This window comes from Sphingomonas sp. Leaf25, assembly GCF_001421635.1.
In the GTDB taxonomy this organism is placed as follows: domain Bacteria; phylum Pseudomonadota; class Alphaproteobacteria; order Sphingomonadales; family Sphingomonadaceae; genus Sphingomonas.
Window position 1 is genome coordinate 79,360 of sequence record NZ_LMKU01000030.1, and the last position, 17,624, is coordinate 96,983.

Here is a 17,624-nt window from a genome sequence, read left to right on the forward strand (position 1 = left end):
ATGCCGGTCGACCGCGACATTGTCGCGCCCGTGATAGCGCAGGTCGCCATCGCCGCCGAGCATGAGGAACGGCAGCCGCTCGTCGGTCGAGGGACCACCGCGCATCACGTTGCCGACCGCCGACAACTGCCCTTCCTGATAGGCATGGCCCGCCCATTCGAGCGCCATCAGGTTGTAATGCACCGCGCGCTTGGCGGGATCGTAGATCAGGTTGTTGACCACCGCCGCCTGCACCCCGCCTTTCAACAGCGGGCTGCGCTCGACATTATGGGCATAGACGTTGCGCCAGATCAGGATGCCGCTGGCATTGTCGTGGATCAGCGACCCCTTGCTATGCTCGCCCTTGGGATGGCTGGCGTCGGCCAGCCCCTCGGCCAGCAGATTGTAGCTGAAGGTGATGTTGTGGCTGGTGTTCCGGCGCCACTCGTCGGGGGTCGCTCCCTCGAAACGCGGACCGGAGGCCGAGAGATTCTCGTCGAGCGCCCATGTCATGGTGCAATGGTCGACGATCACGTTGCGCGCGGCGACGGTGTTCATCGCATCGACCTCCCAGCCCGAGCGTTTGGCCTGTCCGTCGAGGCCGGGGCGCACGCGGATGTGGCGGACGATCACGTCGTGCGCGCGAATGTCGATGCCGCCGCGGATCAGCGTGATGCCGGGCGAGGGCGCGGTCTGTCCGGCGATCGTCAGAAACGGTTCCTTGATCGTGATCGTCGTGCGGGCGAGGTCGATCACGCCGCCGACCTCGAACACCACGATGCGCGGTCCCTTCGCCTCCAGCGCGGCCTTGAACGATCCGGGACCGTCGGCGGCCAGCGTCGTCACGCGCAGGATGCGGCCGCCACGGCCGCCGGGCGTCACCGCCGCCCATCCTTGCGCCCCCGGAAAAGCGGTGGTGGTGGCCGGCGTCGCGGCCGTCCCCTGCGCCACTGCGACCGGCGCGGCCATGGCGGCGGACAACAGGCCGCACAGGACCAGACGGGCAAATCCGTTCATCTTCATTCCTCTCCGAGCGGTTCTTGACAGCTTCGTCGTCAGCGCACAATGTCGCTTTGACACCGGTTTCTCAAGCCAAAAAGGCAAAACCGGCAATCTGCGGCGGCAACGGCCGTCGCGGACCGTCCCACGGGCGAAACAGGCGGTATGGCCTGTGCCCGTCGGCAGGGTGATCGATATTGCGGGCACATCGATGCGCCCGGTGTCATCGCAGCAGGGAGAGGATTGACCATGCGCTATCACGACCATCGACGCACGCTCGCGGTGCTGCTCGCCGCGACCGCACTGACCGCCTTTACCGGCATCGCCCAGGCGCAGGACGCGCCGGAACAGCCGGGTGCCAGCCAGCCCGCCGAAGGTGACAATGTCGAGGAAGACATCATCGTCACCGGCTTTCGCGCGTCGCTGAACGCCGCGCTGAACGTGAAGCGCCAGTCGGTCGGCGCGGTCGACGCGATCGTCGCCGAGGATATTGCCAAGTTTCCCGACCAGAATCTCGCCGAATCGCTGCAACGCATCCCTGGCATCGCCATCCAGCGCGACGGCGGCGAGGGCCGCGCGATCACCGTGCGGGGTCTGGGGGCGCAGTTCACCCGCGTCCGCGTCAACGGCCTCGAAACCGTCACCACGTCGAGCGACGGGGCATCGGCCAACCGCGACCGGTCGTTCGATTTCAACGTCTTCGCATCCGAGCTGTTCAGCTCGATCGTCGTCCACAAGACCGCCTCGGCCGATCTGGACGAAGGGTCGCTGGGCGCGGTCGTCGATCTCAACACCGGCAACCCGCTGGCGGGCAAGGCGGGCTTCACCGTCGCCGCCTCGGCGGTCGCCAACTATAACGACCTGTCCGAAACGGTCGGGCCGCGCTTCGCCGGGCTGATCGGGTGGAAGTCGCCCGACGGCACCTTCGGCGTTTCGGTATCCGCCGCCTATCAGGACACCGTCACCAAGGAGATCGGCAACAATACCGTCCGCTGGGCACAGGCGCGGTTCGATTCGGTCGACGGCACCCGCTGCTGGACCGCGCCCAATCGCGGCGGCACCTATATCGCGGGCGCGGCGTGCGACCGTGCCGCGCTGTCGTTCCACCCGCGCATCCCGCGCTATGGCGAGGTGACGCATAACCGCGAGCGGCTGGGCCTCACCGGCAGCGTGCAATGGTCGCCGGGCGATGCGACCAAGGTGTCGATCGACGGCCTGTATTCGCGCTTCCGCGCCGATCGCCGCGAGAAATGGGGCGAGGTGCTGCTGCGCTCGAACGAGCGGCAGATCGACGTCGTCGGCCCGACCTATGACGACAGCAACAACATGGTGTCGGCGACGCTGAACGATGCGTGGGTCCGCACCGAACATTATTTCCGCCAGTCGCAGACCGAATTCTACCAGATCGGCGGCACCTGGGATCAGGACCTGTCGGACAAATTCCGCTTCACCCTGCTCGGCGGCTATTCGAAATCGGATGCCAGCGTGCCGGTGGAAACCACGCTGGTGTTCGACGATCGCGACGCGCAGGGCTATCGCTACGACTATAGCGACAAGGACGCCCCGGTGCTGACCTTCGGCACCAGCGTCACCGATCCCGCCAATTTCCAGCTCGCCGAAATCCGCGATCGCCCGTCCGACGTGGTCAACCAGTTCAAGACCGCGCAACTGCGCACCGAATGGGACGTGGCCGAGGGGTTTCAGGTCAAGGCCGGCGGCATGTGGCGGCGCTACGACTATGACATCACCGCCTTCACCCGCGACACGGCGGTGTGCGGCAACGGCGGGCGCGACCTTGTGCTCGGCACGATCACCTGTTCGGCGACCACCGCCTTCGGTCCGGGCACCATCTATGGCTTTCAGGCGACGAACGCGCTGTCGGAACTGTTTACGCTCAAGGGATCGAACGCACCGTCGGGCACCACGACCCAGTGGCTGATCCCCAACCTCGATGCCGCGACCGCGTTCACCGGGCTCTACAACCGCCCGCTGGCGCTCGACGTCGGCAACAATCGCGGCGTGACCGAGGAAACGAAGGGCGGCTATCTCCAGTTCGATGCCAAGGGCACGATCCTCGGCCTCGACTATGCCGCGAACGGCGGCATCCGCTACGTCCGCACCGACCAGTCGTCCTATGGCATCAACAGCGGCGTAGCCGTCACCGTGAAGCGCGATTACGAGGACTGGCTGCCCTCGATGAACGTCGCGCTGTATCCCACGCCCGACATCATCCTGCGCGGCGCGATCGCCAAGGTCATTACCCGCCCGTCGCTCGGCAATCTGACGCCGGGCGGATCGGCCGATGGCTTCAACTTCCGCGTGACCAGCGGCAATCCGTTCCTCGAACCGTTCCGTGCGACCAATTACGATCTGGCGGCCGAATGGTATTTCGCCCCGCAATCGGCCTTTTCGGTTGCGCTGTTCCGCAAGGACATCGCCAGCTTCCCCGTAGCGATCAGCCGCAGCGGCACCTTTACCGAAACCGGCCTGTCGCCGAACGTCCTCGTCTCCTCCTCGCCCGCCGCGCTCAACCCAGCGTTGCAGGCGCAGGACATCTGGACGATCGCAACGACCGGCAACGGTGCCGGCGCATCGCTGGAAGGGATCGAGATCGCGCTCCAGGCGCCGTTCCGCTTCCTGCCGGGCGTGCTGCGCAACTTCGGCGGCATCGTGAACGCGACGTTCGTGCGATCGGAGGCGGATTATACGCAGCAAGGTCCGGCGACGGTGCCCGGCGGCACGCTGCCCACCGTCACGCGCACCGAAACGCTCTACAATGTGTCGAAACGCCAGTTCAACGCGACGCTCTATTACGAGGACGCCCGGTTCAGTGCCCGGTCGTCGGTCGCGTATCGCGGCCCCTATGTCGATGCGGGATCGGGCACCGGCAACATCTTCGAGGGGTATGATTCGATCGCGAACGTCGATGCGTCGGTCCGCTACAAGCTGACCGATTTCCTCGAACTGTCGGTCGAGGGGACCAACCTGACCGACGCCTATCGTCGTCGCTTCGTCGACGTCGATGCGCGCCGCAATTACGAGAACAACCACTTCGGCCGCACGCTGCTGGTCGGTGCGCGCGTCAAGATATGAGCGAGGGCCGCCGTACCCGGTTTACGGGTACGGCGGATGCTGATTACTCGCGGATGTCCCTGGCGCTGCACCCACTGATGCGCACCGGATTGCACCGCGCCATCGCGCCGCCGGGCAGCGTCACGGTGAAGCGCAGTCCCAGCGGATCGGGTGCGCCGGGATAATAGTCGGTGCTGATCGCCTGCGCGCCGCTCGCCGCCGCCGCATTCGCCTTGGCATAATCGTTCGCCCGCGCTTCCACGGTGTTCGCATCGGTCCGCGTGCGCACGATCACCCCGGCCCTTACCCAGTCGCGGATGCGCGCGCCGTCGACCAGCGGGTCCTGCACGATCTGCACCGCGCTTTCCGCCTCACCCGCCGGATACCAGCCGAACATCGCCCGGCCGTTCAGCGAGCTATGACCCGCACGATAGGCGTCGGACACTGCGGCGCGCACGTCGAACAGCACGTAGATCTTGCCGCGTGCCGCCTCCAGCGAGGGCCAGCCGCGCGTTCGCACCGCTTCGGCCAAGGTCGCCGCATTCCCGCGCACCATGTCGGGCGTGAGCAACCGCGTGCCCAGCGCCGCGCGAATCTCGCCATCGAGCGCATCCAGCAGCGCCGCATCGTCGAGCGGCAGCGGCGCGGCGATCTCCGGCCGGGTCGACGGCGTGTCGGCGGCGTTGATCGTCAGCATGATCGGCAGGTGGCGCGGATGACGGCGCGACCATGCCGCCACTTCGCCCAGACACCCGGCCAGCGTCGGACAGGTGCTCAGATAATCGACGTCGGGGATGTGGAACACCTTGTACCCCGGCCGCAGCATCGCCGCGCGGTCGAAGCCGGTCGTCTCGCCGGCGGCGCGGGCGATCACCTCACCCTTGGGATCGGCGTAGCGGCCGCCGTTCGGATCGGCGAAGATGTCGATCTCCAACTGCCGCACGCCCCGGTCGAGCTGCGCGGTGAGCGAGGGATGATAATAATCGAGCGCATCGGCCATGCGGGCGTCACGCGCGCGGATCGTCCGCAGCACCGACGCCGGAATGCGCGCCTTGAAGCTGTTGTGCGACCCGACGACCTGCACATCGGCCATCGTCGGACGGGGTGCGGGAGCGGCCGCGACGGCCGCCCCCATCACCAGCGGAAACACAAACGTGCGCATCAGAACTCCGCCCGCACGCCGAACAGCAATGTACGCCCGTAATAGTTGATCTCGCCGAACCGCAGCTTGCTGTCCTGATAGCTGTACGCGCGCGCGCCGGCGATGTTGATCGCCTCGATGCTCGCCAAGATACGCGGCGTCAGCCGGTACGAGAAGTTGCCGTCGAGCGACCCGAACGGCGCGACATAATTGGGCGCCTGCGTCGTGCTGCCGGTGCCCGCCAGATAGGCGTCGCGCCACACATAGGACAGCCGCGTCGACACCGGCCCCTTATCGTAGAAGCCGACGAGGTTGAAGCTGTTCTTCGACAGGCCGATCAACTGGTCGACGATCGCGCGCGCGCCCGCCGTATAGTTCGCCTTGACCGAGGTGTGGGTATAGGACGCCTGCACGCCCAACCCGTCGAACGGCGCGGGGAGGAAGGTGAAGACCTGATTATAGGCCGCCTCCACGCCGTACACCTTGGCATCGCCGCCGTTGACCTGTGTGCTGAGCAGCACGGTGCCGCGCCCCGGAATGTCGATGTTGACGTTCTGCGCGGTGATGTAATCGTCCATCGCCTTGTAGAACACCGCGCCGGTCAGCGCGCCGGTGGGGGCGAAATACCATTCGAGCGATCCGTCGAACTGTGTCGCGAGGAACGGCTTCAGTTCGGGGTTGCCGCCGCTGGCGGTCGGGGCGTCGGTCGACACGGTGATGCGCGGCGCGCTGTCGGTGACGTTGGGGCGGGTCAGCACCCGGCTGGCAGCGAGGCGGCCGACCAGCGTGGGCGTGATCTCGGCGCGCAGGTTGGCGCTCGGCAGGATGTTGTCGAACGTCCTGGGGAAGCTGACCGCGCGCGGCGTGGACCCCAGCGTCAGCGTGCCGTTCGCGACCTGATCGGTATGGACATAGCGCGCGCCGACATTGCCGGTGACGGCGACGTCGCCGATCGGGAAGCCATAGTCGGCACGCACATAGCCCGCCGTGATCTTCTCGCGCGTCACGAACGACGACCGCAGGTCGCCCGCCGTCAGCGGCGCGGCGGCGATGGCCGGGGTGAACAGCCGGTCGAAGAACGTGCCGGTGTCGGGCACCAGCCAGCTACGCGGCGTGTTGCCGTCGACGTCCTTCAGGAAATCGTCATAGGGCAGCGGCAGCAGCGCGCCGTTGCCGAGCGCCGATACCGGCTGGCCGGTCAGTGTGTTGATGTTGAAGTCGCGGCGGAAATAGTCGCGCTTGCGCCAGTGATATTCACCGCCGGCCGCCAGCTTGGTGACGAACCCGTCGAAGTCGCGGGCGACGTCGATACGGGTATAGGCGTCCCAGTCCTTGCTGTCCTTGGGCGCGATGTTGAACGTCTGCACGACGAAATTATTCGGATCGGTCAGGCTGCGCGGCGTCGTGATCGTCGGCAGCACCTTGTACCCGCCCGAGGCGTCGTAGCTGAACGGCGCGAAGAACATCGCGCGGCTGCGCACCGTGCCCTCGCGGAAGCTGGGGTGAAAGCTGTGCGCCGCCGACCAGTTGGCGGTCGCCGACACATGCCAGCGGTTCGGATTCCATGCCTGCTTCAACCCGATGGTCAGCAGGTCGTGGCGGTTCATGCTGTATTCGCGCGACGCCATGAAACGCACGTCGTTGATCGTCGCGGCGACGACGGTATTGCCCTCGATCTTCTGCGATCCGGCGACCAGCACCGGGCGGTGGCCCGCAACGCTGGTATCGTCGGGATAGATGTCGATGCCATATTCGTAATAGGCGACGTCCAGCCGCGTCGCGATCACGTCGAGCGTGGTCTCAAAGTCGGCGCCCGGCCGCCACTGTGCGGAGACGATCCCCGACACGCGGTCGCGCTTCTCGGTTTCGATCGTCGGGCGGGTGCGGGTCGGCGTGTAGAAGCCGTCGCCCAGCACGCCGCTGAACCGGTTAAGGTTCCAGCCGAAGTTCAGGAAGCGGTCGTTGCGCACTTCCTTGCCCCAGTATTGTACGCCCGCCAGCACGCCGAAGGTGCCGTCGTCAGTGGTCGCGCTGTGCAGCATCGTGGCGTTGGGGCGGACGCGGTGCGTCTGCCCGGTATAGGTGCCGCGCAGGTTCAGCGTGGTCTTGTTGCCGATGTCGAGCGGGCGGAAGGTCGCGACGTCGATGTTGCCGCCCAGCGCGCCTTCGGTCATGTCGGCGGTCGGCGTCTTGACCACGTCGATCCGCGCGACGAACTCGGCGGGCAGCATCTCGAATCGGAACGAGCGGCCCTGCGCGCCGCCATTCTCGATCAGGTCGTTGAGTGCGACCGACCGGCCGTTCAGCAACGTGTTCTGAAACTGCGGCCCCAGCCCGCGCACGCTGACATACAGCCCTTCGCCGCGCGGACGGGTAATCGCGACGCCGCTGACGAGTTGCAGCGCCTCGGCGACGTTCTGCGCGGGGAATTTGCCGATGTCGGTCGAGGCGATCGAATCGACGCCAAATGCCGCCTGCCGCTTGGTCTGCGTCGCGGTGGCGAGGCTGCGGGCGTAGGAGCCGGTGACGACAATATCGTCGCCCTCCTGATCGGCGGTGGCGGCCTCGGTCGCCTGCTGCGCATGCGCCGGCACGGCCACCGCCAGCGCGGCGAGCGTGAACGGCAAGGTCGCGCCAAGCGCGCGGGACATGGTCTTCATGGTCGGAAATCTCCCCCTCGCGCGAACCGCGCGACGTCAGGCGGCGGCGGGTAGGAGGACAGGATGACAAACCGACGCAATTACGATTACAATTTTACGAATTGCCCGCTGGCCGGCGCGACTTGCATCGAAGGGACGATCGCCGCATGGGGCACGGGCGCATTGGAGAAGCCGCCATGTCCCGTCGGTCGACCGCTCATGGCATCCCGCGCCGTTCGATGGCGATCGCCGCCTTTTCGACCGTGGTCGAATGGTATGATTTCACGCTGTACCTCTACCTCGCGACGGTGCTGTCGCGCGTTTTCTATGGCGGGGGCACCGCGTCGCTCGCGCTGACGCTGGGCGGGTTCGCCGTCGCCTATCTGATGCGGCCGCTGGGTGCGATCGTGTTCGGGTGGATCGGCGACCGGCATGGCCGTCGCGCGATGATGCTGGCATCGATGGCGCTGATGACGGTGGCGATGCTCGGCATCGCGCTGCTCCCCACCCGCGAGACGATCGGCCCGGCGGCGGGATGGCTGCTGCTGGCGCTGCGCTGTGTCATGGCCTTCTCGGTCGGTGGCGAATATACCGGAGTCGTCGCCTATCTGTTCGAGGGGGCCGCTCCCGACCGGCGCGGACTCGTCACCTCGTCCGCCTCGGCGGCGAGCGAGGTCGGTGGATTGCTCGCGGTCGGCGTGTCGGCGGCGACGGTCAGCCTGATGAGCGCCGAGGCGCTGGCGGCATGGGGCTGGCGCATCCCGTTCTTCCTGGGTGCGGGACTGGCCGGCGCGGTCGCGCTCGCCCGGTCGACGTTGCAGGAATCGCCCGAGTTCGAACAGCAACGCGCGGCCGGCACCATTCCCGATGCGCCGCTGCGACAGGTGCTGACGCATCACCGCCCCGCGATCCTGCGCGGCTTCGCGATCTCGGCGCTGGGGTCAATCACCTATTATGTCGGCATCGTCTATGTTCCCGCCTTCCTGACCAGTGTCGGGGCGATGGGCGAAGGCGCGGCGCTGTGGCTGTCGACCGCCGCGGCGGTAATGGTGATCGCGGTGACGCCGTTCGCCGGCGTCCTGTCCGACCGGATCGGGCGCAAGCCGGTGCTGCTGGGCATCTGCGCCGCCGCCGCGCTGCTGCCCGCGACGATGTTCGCGGTGATGGCGAGCGGCGGGCCGGTGGTGGCGCTCGGCGGCGCGCTGGTGCTGGCGGCACTGGGCGGGGCGATGAGCGCGGTCGGCGCGGTGGCGACTGCCGAACAATTCCCCGGCGAAGGTCGCCTCAGCGGCCTCGCGCTGGGTGCGACCGCCGCGACCGCGCTGTTCGGCGGCTTGGCGCCGCTCGTGTCGCAATTGCTGCTGGAGCGGACCGGATGGCCGATGGTCCCGGGCATCATGATCGCGGTGGTGGCGCTGGCGGTCGCGCCGGTGCTGATCGGCCTGCGCGAAACCCGGCCGGTGCTGCCTGCGCGATAGCATCTGATTCCGCCGACCGGACGCCGATTGGTCCGCTCCGCACCGATCCACTGGTTCATACCTTCGGCGGGTATACCATCCGGTTTGCGTTAACCGGTATTTATCCCGCGCCGTCCTAACCAGCATCAACGCGCAACACGGCGCGATCGATGCGGGGGGAATGGAAGGATGCTTCACTGGTTTCGGGCGACGGCACCGATCCGTCGCAAGTTCGACTTGATGCTGGTCGTCATGGTCGGGCTGGCCGCCGTGCCGGTCGGGACGACGTGGATCGCGATGTCACGCGACGATCCGCCGGGCGTGCTGCTCGGGATCGCGCTGGCCGCGCTGACGGCGGTCGCCGTCGTGATGCTGACCGCCAAGCGGCTGGTCTGCGATCCCTATGTCACCACCGTGGTCCGCATGGAAGGGATGGCCGCGGGCGACCTCGATTCGCCGGTACTGTTCACCGACCACACCGACTGCGTCGGGCGGATGACCCAAGCGATGGATGTGTTCCGGGCGCATGGCGAAGCGGTTCGGGCCGCCAACGTCGCGCAGCAACAGGTCGTCACCGCGCTGGGCAACGGCCTGTCGCGGCTGGCGGCAGGCGACGTCACCCACCGCGTGACCGATCCGTTCGCGAACGATTATGACCGGCTCCGCATCGATTTCAACGCGGCGATGGAGTCGATCGCCGACATGCTGCGTGCGGTCAGTTCCGCCAGCTATGGCATCAACAACGGTGCCGACGACGTCCGCCAGGCCTCCGACGACCTGTCGCAGCGCACCGAGCAACAGGCCGCGAACCTGGAACAGACCGCCGCCGCGATGGAGGAAATCACCTCGACGGTGCGCGAAACCGCCGCCGGAGCCGTGCGCACCAACAGCGTCGTCCGCGACACCCGCAGCGAAGCCGAACAGTCGGGCGACGTCGTGCGCCGGGCGGTGGCGGCGATGCAGGGAATCGAGCGCGCCTCGTCCGAGATCGGCGCGATCATCAGCGTGATCGACGGGATCGCGTTCCAGACCAATCTGCTGGCGCTGAACGCCGGGGTCGAGGCGGCACGCGCCGGCGATGCCGGTCGCGGTTTCGCGGTCGTCGCGTCCGAAGTACGGGCGCTGGCGCAGCGATCGGCCGACGCCGCCAAGGACGTGAAGGCGCGCATCACCGCCTCGTCGGATCAGGTGGCGACCGGAGTCGCGCTGGTCAGCGAAACCGGCGACGCGCTGCAACGGATCATCGGCCGCATCGGCGAGATCAGCACGCTGGTGGCAACCATCGCCACCGCCGCCGAGCATCAGGCGAACGGGCTGCAACAGGTCAACATCGCCGTCGGCGCGATGGACAGCGTGACGCAGCAGAATGCGGCGATGGTCGAGGAAGCGACCGCCGCCGCCCGCAGCCTTGCCGAAGAAGCCCATGCGCTGGCCGTGCAGGTAGCGCGCTTCAAACTCGACGATCGGGCTCCGCTCGCACCGGAAGCGCCCGCCGTCCACCGGCTACAGGCCCGCGCCGCGCAGGCGGGACGCGAGATCGCCCGCACCGCGCGTCGCCGCAGCGTCGCCACCAGCATCGGCAGCGCCGCCGTGGCCGGTGACGACTGGTCCGAATTCTGATCGCCTCGATCCGGGAGCATCGCATGACCCCCCTTCCCCTGTCCGCCGTGCTCGATACCGCCGCCGCCCCGGCGCTGCGCGACCTGCTCGTGGAGCGCCTGTCGGCGGACGAACCGCTGCTGCTCGACGGATCGGGGGTCGAACGGATCGGGCAGGCGTGTCTGCAGGTGCTGATCGCGGCGGAAACGGCGGCGCGGGCCGCCGGCATGACGTTCGCGATCGACGCCCCCAGCCCCGCGCTGGCCGACATGACCGCGCTCGCCGGTCTTTCCCCTCTTCTCGCCGCCTGAACGGAGCGCGCCCGTGGATCTCGACGCCATCCAGCAGATTTTCTTTCAGGAATGCGACGAAGGACTCGCCGGCATGGAGGCGAACTTCGCCCTGCTGCGCGAGGGGGACCGCGATCCCGAAACGATCAACGCCGTGTTCCGCTGCGTCCATTCGATCAAGGGAGGCGCAGGGGCGTTCGGCCATGAGCGGCTGCAAGCCTATACCCATGAATATGAAACGCTGCTCGACCTGATCCGCAACGGCACGCTGTCGCTGGGACCGGACCTGCTCGACCTGACGATGCGCGCGTTCGATGTGCTTGCCGATCATGTGGCGGTGGCCCGCGACGGCGGCCGCCTGCCCGACGACGCGGCGATGCTCGCGCGGCTGACGGCGGCGGCGAAGGGCGATGCGCCGGCCCCGGCTCCAGCCCCGACGGCACCCGCGTTCGACGACGGGTTCGACGATCTGATGGCGATGCTGGACGATGTGGCCCCGGCCGAACCGGTCGTGGCGGACTGGTCGCTCACCTGCCGGCCGACGCCCGGCGCGTTCGACCATGGGTCCGAACCGCTGCTGCTGCTGCGCGAACTGGCGCTGCTCGGCGGCACGATCCTGTCCTGCGACCGGTCGGCGCTGCCGGCACTGGCCGAACTCGATCCCGCGACGCCGTATCTCGGCTGGCAGGTGGCGTTGCCCGGCACGCTGGACGAGGACGACATCCGCGCGGTGTTCGATTTCGTCGATGCCTGCGAGGTGACGCTGGCGCGCGCCGATGCGGTGGCGGCGGTGGCGGTGGCGGCGGCCGATCCCGACATCGACGATCTGCTGGCGATGCTGGCCGATCCGGAACCCCTGCCCACCCCCGAACCCGACATCATCGTGGAAGCGGTCGCACCGCCGGTCGTCAGCGACGAACCACTGGCCAAGGCGGTGGCGACCGGCGGTCAGACGATCCGCGTCGACCTCGACCGGCTCGACCGGCTGGTCAATCTGGTCGGCGAACTGGTGATTACCCAGGCGATGCTGGCGCAGCGCCTGACCGAACACCGTCTGGGCGACATATCGGAACTGAGCGACCTCGAACATCTGACGCGCGAGTTGCAGGAATCGACGATGGCGATCCGCGCGCAGCCGATGAAGACGGTGTTCAGCCGCGTGCCGCGCATCATCCGCGAGCTGGAGGGCGAAACGGGCAAGCGCGTCCGGCTGGAGGTCGAGGGCGAGATGACCGAGGTCGACAAGACCGTGGTCGAACGCATCGGCGAGCCGCTCACCCACCTCATCCGCAATGCCGTCGACCATGGGCTGGAGACGCCCGACGTACGCGCCGCCGCCGGCAAGCCGGCCGAGGGGCTGGTGCGGCTGTCGGCCGCGCATCATTCGGGGCGGATCGTCATCACCGTCACCGACGATGGACGCGGCATCGACCGGCGGGCGGTACTGGCCAAGGCGATCGAGCGCGGCATCGTCCTGCCCGATGCCGCGCTGAGCGACGACGAGATCGACAATCTGATCTTCGCACCGGGCTTTTCGACCGCCGCCGCCGTGTCCAACATTTCCGGGCGCGGCGTGGGGATGGACGTGGTCCGCCGCAACATCCAGGCGCTGGGCGGGCGGATCGGCATCCAGTCGCGCGAGGGCCATGGCTCCAGCTTCTCGCTCAGCCTGCCGCTGACGCTGGCGGTGCTCGACGGGATGATCGTGACGGTCGGCAGCCAGACCTTCGTCATCCCGCTGGGCGCGATCGTCGAGAGCCTGCGCCCGACCGAGGCGATGCTCAACCGGTTCGGTCCCGACGCCGCGCTGCTCGACGTGCGCGGCGCCTATGTGCCGGTGCTGCCGGTCGCACGGCATCTGGACATCGGCGGGGCCGAACGCGACGCGACACAGGCGGTGCTGATCGTGGTCGAGGGCGATCAGGGACAGGCGGCGCTGCTGGTCGATTCGATCCAGGACCAGCGGCAGGTGGTCGTCAAAAGCCTCGAGGCGAATTACCGGGCGATCGACGGCGTTTCGGGGGCGACGATCCTCGGCGACGGGCGGGTCGCGCTGATCCTCGACGTCGATGCGCTGACCGCGCACAGCCGCGCCGGCATCCGCGCGCCGCTGGCCCGTGCCGCATGAACGCCCCTGCCGCCCAGCCCGCGCCCCGCACCCGCGAGTTCGGCTTCTGCAAGGCCGATCACGAGGCGATCGCCGCGATCGCCCATGCCGAGGTCGGCATCCTGCTGCCCGAGGGCAAAGCGCAGCTCGTCTATGGCCGACTGGCGCCGCGCGTGCGTGCCTGCGGGCTGACCAACGTCGGCGACTATATCGCGCTGATCGGCCGCGATCCCGCCGAGCGCGCCCGCGCGCTCGACGCGCTGACGACCAACCACACCAGCTTCTTTCGCGAACCGCATCATTTCGAGGATTTCGCGCAGCGGCTGTGGCCGACGCTGGCGGCGCGGCTGACCGCCGGCGATCCGGTCCGGCTATGGTCGTCGGCCTGTTCCTCTGGCGAGGAGCCCTATAGCTGGCTGATGGCCGCGCTGGGCGAGGACCGCGCGAACGCCGCGCACCTGCTGCGCCGCGACTTCCGCATGCTCGCCACCGACATATCGCCGAGCGTGCTGGCGACCGCCCGCGCCGGCAGCTATCCGCGCGATGCGCTGGCCAATGTGCCCGCGACGCTGCGCAGCGTCTGGACGCAGGGGCGCGGCGACATGCTGACGGTCGATCCGCTGCTGCGCGACGCGATCGCGTTCAAATCGCTCAACCTGCTCGGCGACTGGCCGCTCAGGCGGCGGTTCGACGCGATCCTGTGCCGCAACGTCATGATCTATTTCGACGAACCGACCAAGGAACGGCTGCTCAGCCGGCTGGCCGATCATCTCGAGGTCGGCGGCATGCTGTACATCGGCCATTCCGAACGGCTGATCGGGCCGGTCGCGCGCCGGTTCGAACTGGTCGGGCGCACCGCCTATCTGAAGGTCGCGGCATGAGCGTCCGTACCCTCGTGATCGACGATTCGCGCACGATGCAGGCGCTGATCCGCCAGCGGCTCGCCGCCGATCCGTCGATCGAGGTGATCGGCACCGCCGCCAGCGCCGACGAGGCGCGCGCGCAGATCAAGGCGCTCGACCCCGATGTCGTGACGCTCGACATCGAGATGCCGGGAATGAACGGGCTCGATTTCCTCGAACGGCTGATGCGGCTGCGGCCGATGCCGGTGGTGATGGTGTCATCGCTGACCTCGGAACGCGCCGATACCACGCTGGCCGCGCTGGAACTGGGCGCGTTCGATTGTTTCGACAAGGCCGGGTTGCAGACGCGACAGGCGGGCAGCGTCGATCTGGCCGAACTGGTCCGCGCCGCCGCCGCCACCCGGCCGCAGGCGCGCGGTGCCGCCGCACCCGGCACCGCGACCAAGGGCTATACGCCGCGTGGCGGTGCGATGATCGCGATCGGCGCATCCACCGGCGGCGTCGAGGCGCTGATCGAACTGCTATCAAGTTTTCCGGCCAATTGCCCGCCGACCGTCATCGTCCAGCACATGCCCGCCAGCTTCACCACCAGTTTCGCCGCGCGGCTGAACCGGATGTGCGCGCCGACCGTCGCCGAAGCGCGCGCCGGCGCGGTCCTGTCGGTCGGTACGGTCCATGTGGCGCCGGGCGGCGAACGGCATCTGGAAATCGGCGGCAGCGGCGAGCGGCGGCACTGTCGCCTGATCGAAGCGGACAAGACCAACGGGCACCGCCCCTCGGTCGATCGGCTGTTTCATTCGATCGCGCGTCACGCCGGCGCGGATGCGGCAGGAGCGATCCTGACCGGGATGGGCGGCGATGGCGCCGAAGGGTTGAGAACGATGCGAATGGCGGGGGCGATGACGATCGGACAGGATGCGGCGACCAGTATCGTCTATGGCATGCCGGCGGTCGCGCACCGGATCGGTGCCGTGGTTGAACAACTTCCCCTGCGCCGCATCGGTCCGCGCCTGCTGGCGGCATGCGCCGCATGAACACGCCCGATTTCCCGTTCCGCCGCATCACCGTCGCGCAGGGCGAGACGCAGGTGAGCCGCGCGCCCGACGTGGTGCTGACGACCGTGCTCGGCAGTTGCGTGGCGGCATGTTTCTACGATCCGGTCGCGCAGGTCGGCGGCATCAACCATTATCTGCTGGCCGACGGCAGCGCGACCGACACCGCGTCGATGCAGCGCTACGGCGTCTATGCGATGGAGGTGCTCATCAACGCGATGCTGGCGGTCGGCGCGGCGCGGCACCGGCTGAAGGCGCGGATCTTCGGCGGGGCGATGATGCGGCAGGGATTTCGCGATTTCGGAGCGGCCAACGTCACCTTCGCCCGCGAATTCCTGCGGGCCGAGAATATCCCGCTGGTCGGCGAGGACGTCGGCGGCGCCTGTGCCCGCCGGGTCGAGTTCCGCGCCGCGCTCGGCCTCGCCCGGTGCCGGTCGGTGATCGACGTGATGGCGCCGCTGCGTCCCGTGCGCGCGGCCGTACCGATCGCGGCATTGGGCGGCGATGTCGAATTTTTTAACTGATCCATGTCTATTCAGGGAGTTGCACAATGAACAAGACCATTATGACCGTTGATGATTCCCCTAGTATGCGCATGCTGCTACGTATCGCGCTGACCGATCTCGGCTATCGCGTGATCGAGGCGGAGGACGGCGTCCATGCGCTCGAAACGCTGGGCGGGGTCGAACCCGATCTGCTCATCACCGACATCAACATGCCGCGGATGGACGGCTTCGGCCTGATCGCCGAGGTGCGTGGACAGGGCCGCAGCAGCCTGCCCATCCTGGTGCTGACCACCGAAAGCTCCGACGACAAGAAGGCGCGCGCGCGTGCCGCCGGCGCGACCGGATGGATCGTCAAGCCGTTCAACCCCGACAAGCTGGCCGCGGCGATCCGCCGCGTGCTGCACTGATCCAACCCCGCGAGGTCCGCCATGTCCCGTCAACTCATCACCTTCCAGCTCGGCGAGCAGATTCTCGGCGTCGACATCATGGCGATCCGCGAAATCCGCGCATGGTCGCCGGCGACGCCGCTGCCCAACGTGCCGGCGCATGTGCGCGGCGTGGTGAACCTGCGCGGGGTGGTGCTGCCGGTACTGGACCTGCGTTGCCGGCTGGGATGGGGCACGACCGATCCGACCGCACGCCACGTCATCATCGTGGTCCGCATCGGCCAGCAGTTGCAGGGGGTGATCGTCGATGCGGTGAACGACATCGTCACCGTCGCGCCCGAAGCGATGCAACCGCTTCCCGACATGGGCGATACCGAAGCGTCGCGCTTCCTCGAAGGGCTGGCGACGATCGACGACCGCATGATCCTGGTGCTCGCACTCGACCGGCTGGTCGAGCCGGTGGCAATGGCGGACGCCGCCTGACCCCGTCATTCCTCTTTCGCCGAAGGTTCGGCCTGTGCCCGTAACAACCAAAGTAATCGTGGTCGATGATTCACTGACCATGCGCGCCCTGATCGCCGGGGCGCTGGAGAGGATTGCCGGAGTGGAGGTCGTCGGACTGGCCGACGGCGCAGCGGAGGCACGCGAGATGATGGAGAGCTTACGCCCCCACGTCATGACGCTGGACGTCGAGATGCCGGGAATGAGCGGGATCGACTATCTGGCCGAAGTGATGGAGCGGCGGCCGATGCCGGTCATCATGTTCTCGACCCGCACCACCGACGGTGCGTCCGAATCGATCGAGGCGCTCCGGCTGGGCGCGATCGACTGTTTCCCCAAACCGCGCGTCGCCGCGCCGGCCGAACTGGACGCGATCATCGCGCGGCTTGGCAAGCGGATCAAACAGGCGCGCAACATGGAGCTCAAGGCCGTCCGTCCGGCCGCCGCGGTGACGAAGGTCGCGCCGATCGACTGGAACGGCCGGCTGGTCGTGGTCGGCGGCGATGCGTCGAGCACCGCCGCGATGTTCGAGATGTTCACCGCCTTTCCGGCGAACTGCCCGCCGGTGCTGATCGTCCAGCATCTGGCGCCCGGCCTGCTCGACAGCATGGTCGCCAAGCTGGGACAGCAGATCGCGCCCAAGGTGACGGTCGCCGCCGATGGCATGGCGATCGAGCAGGGCACGCTCTATTTCGCGCCGCCGGGCGATCATCACCTGATCGTCGATGCGTGGCCGAACGGGCGCGTCCGACTGCTCGCGCGCGATCCGGTGGCGGGCGAGCGGCCGTCGATCTCGCTGCTGTTCGCCTCCGCCGCCAAGGCGGCGGGCACCGACGTGGTTGGTACGCTGCTGATCGACGGCAGCGAGGACGGTGGCGGCGGGGTGAAGGCGATGACAGCGGCGGGCGGCTACACCATCGCGCCGGCGGCGGGCGGCGGCCATGTCCTCGCGCGCGGCATGGTGTCGCAACCGGTGGCGCGCGATGCGCTGGCGCAGGCGGTGCTCAAACTATGCTCGCGGTAACGCCCCCCG

General features: G+C 68.0%; 14 protein-coding genes. 11 read left to right on the forward strand and 3 right to left on the reverse strand.

All coding sequences use genetic code 11. The features are described from left to right. Positions 1 to 948 (reverse strand): pectate lyase family protein (locus ASE78_RS14200; RefSeq protein ID WP_414887033.1); only part of this gene is annotated, 948 nt, incomplete at its 3' end. A gap of 279 nt (positions 949 to 1,227) precedes the next feature. Here ASE78_RS14200 and ASE78_RS14205 point away from each other — a divergent pair. After that, a complete protein-coding gene (locus ASE78_RS14205) occupies positions 1,228 to 4,071 on the forward strand; it encodes a TonB-dependent receptor (RefSeq protein ID WP_056498010.1) in 2,844 nt (947 codons plus the stop codon). A 43-nt stretch (positions 4,072 to 4,114) separates the two neighbouring features. Here the strand turns inward: ASE78_RS14205 and ASE78_RS14210 are convergent, their stop codons facing one another. Together ASE78_RS14210 and ASE78_RS14215 are read right to left on the reverse strand one after the other, a co-directional pair. After that, complete coding sequence (locus tag ASE78_RS14210; protein WP_056498011.1) at positions 4,115 to 5,212, reverse strand: Ca2+-dependent phosphoinositide-specific phospholipase C; 1,098 nt, start codon at positions 5,210 to 5,212, stop codon at positions 4,115 to 4,117. Next, the gene (locus ASE78_RS14215; RefSeq protein WP_082467236.1) at positions 5,212 to 7,851 is read right to left on the reverse strand and encodes a TonB-dependent receptor; all 2,640 of its coding nucleotides are present in this window, start codon (positions 7,849 to 7,851) and stop codon (positions 5,212 to 5,214) included. The genes ASE78_RS14210 and ASE78_RS14215 overlap by 1 nt, the downstream gene beginning before the upstream one ends. A gap of 176 nt (positions 7,852 to 8,027) precedes the next feature. On the opposite strand from ASE78_RS14215, the gene ASE78_RS14220 reads away from it, so the two are divergent. The 10 genes from ASE78_RS14220 to ASE78_RS14265 all read left to right on the forward strand — a co-directional run bounded on the left by ASE78_RS14220 (position 8,028) and on the right by ASE78_RS14265 (position 17,615). Next, positions 8,028 to 9,308: an MFS transporter gene (locus ASE78_RS14220; RefSeq protein ID WP_056498012.1), complete on the forward strand. Its 1,281-nt coding sequence runs from the start codon at positions 8,028 to 8,030 to the stop codon at positions 9,306 to 9,308. Between the two features lie 168 nt (positions 9,309 to 9,476). After that, positions 9,477 to 10,907 carry a methyl-accepting chemotaxis protein gene (locus tag ASE78_RS14225; protein ID WP_056498013.1) on the forward strand — a complete coding sequence of 477 codons (1,431 nt, stop codon included), beginning with the start codon at positions 9,477 to 9,479 and terminating at the stop codon, positions 10,905 to 10,907. A gap of 23 nt (positions 10,908 to 10,930) precedes the next feature. Continuing rightward, a complete protein-coding gene (locus ASE78_RS14230; protein WP_056498014.1) occupies positions 10,931 to 11,197 on the forward strand; it encodes an STAS domain-containing protein in 267 nt (88 codons plus the stop codon). Between the two features lie 13 nt (positions 11,198 to 11,210). After that, entirely contained in the window at positions 11,211 to 13,304 is a 2,094-nt protein-coding gene (locus ASE78_RS14235; RefSeq protein ID WP_056498015.1) for a chemotaxis protein CheA, read from the forward strand. Then, positions 13,301 to 14,164 carry a CheR family methyltransferase gene (locus ASE78_RS14240; protein WP_056498016.1) on the forward strand — a complete coding sequence of 288 codons (864 nt, stop codon included), beginning with the start codon at positions 13,301 to 13,303 and terminating at the stop codon, positions 14,162 to 14,164. Before ASE78_RS14235 ends, ASE78_RS14240 begins: the two co-directional genes overlap by 4 nt. Beyond that, on the forward strand, positions 14,161 to 15,180 hold the full coding sequence (locus ASE78_RS14245) for a protein-glutamate methylesterase/protein-glutamine glutaminase (protein ID WP_056498017.1): 1,020 nt from the start codon (positions 14,161 to 14,163) through the stop codon (positions 15,178 to 15,180). Before ASE78_RS14240 ends, ASE78_RS14245 begins: the two co-directional genes overlap by 4 nt. Beyond that, positions 15,168 to 15,722 carry a chemotaxis protein CheD gene (locus ASE78_RS14250; protein WP_082448227.1) on the forward strand — a complete coding sequence of 185 codons (555 nt, stop codon included), beginning with the start codon at positions 15,168 to 15,170 and terminating at the stop codon, positions 15,720 to 15,722. The genes ASE78_RS14245 and ASE78_RS14250 overlap by 13 nt, the downstream gene beginning before the upstream one ends. 26 nt (positions 15,723 to 15,748) lie before the next feature. Continuing rightward, the gene (locus tag ASE78_RS14255; RefSeq protein WP_055759251.1) at positions 15,749 to 16,111 is read left to right on the forward strand and encodes a response regulator; all 363 of its coding nucleotides are present in this window, start codon (positions 15,749 to 15,751) and stop codon (positions 16,109 to 16,111) included. A 21-nt stretch (positions 16,112 to 16,132) separates the two neighbouring features. Further along, entirely contained in the window at positions 16,133 to 16,573 is a 441-nt protein-coding gene (locus tag ASE78_RS14260) for a chemotaxis protein CheW (RefSeq protein WP_055759248.1), read from the forward strand. A 58-nt stretch (positions 16,574 to 16,631) separates the two neighbouring features. Beyond that, positions 16,632 to 17,615 carry a chemotaxis protein CheB gene (locus tag ASE78_RS14265; RefSeq protein ID WP_268795719.1) on the forward strand — a complete coding sequence of 328 codons (984 nt, stop codon included), beginning with the start codon at positions 16,632 to 16,634 and terminating at the stop codon, positions 17,613 to 17,615. Positions 17,616 to 17,624: the final 9 nt, after the last annotated feature.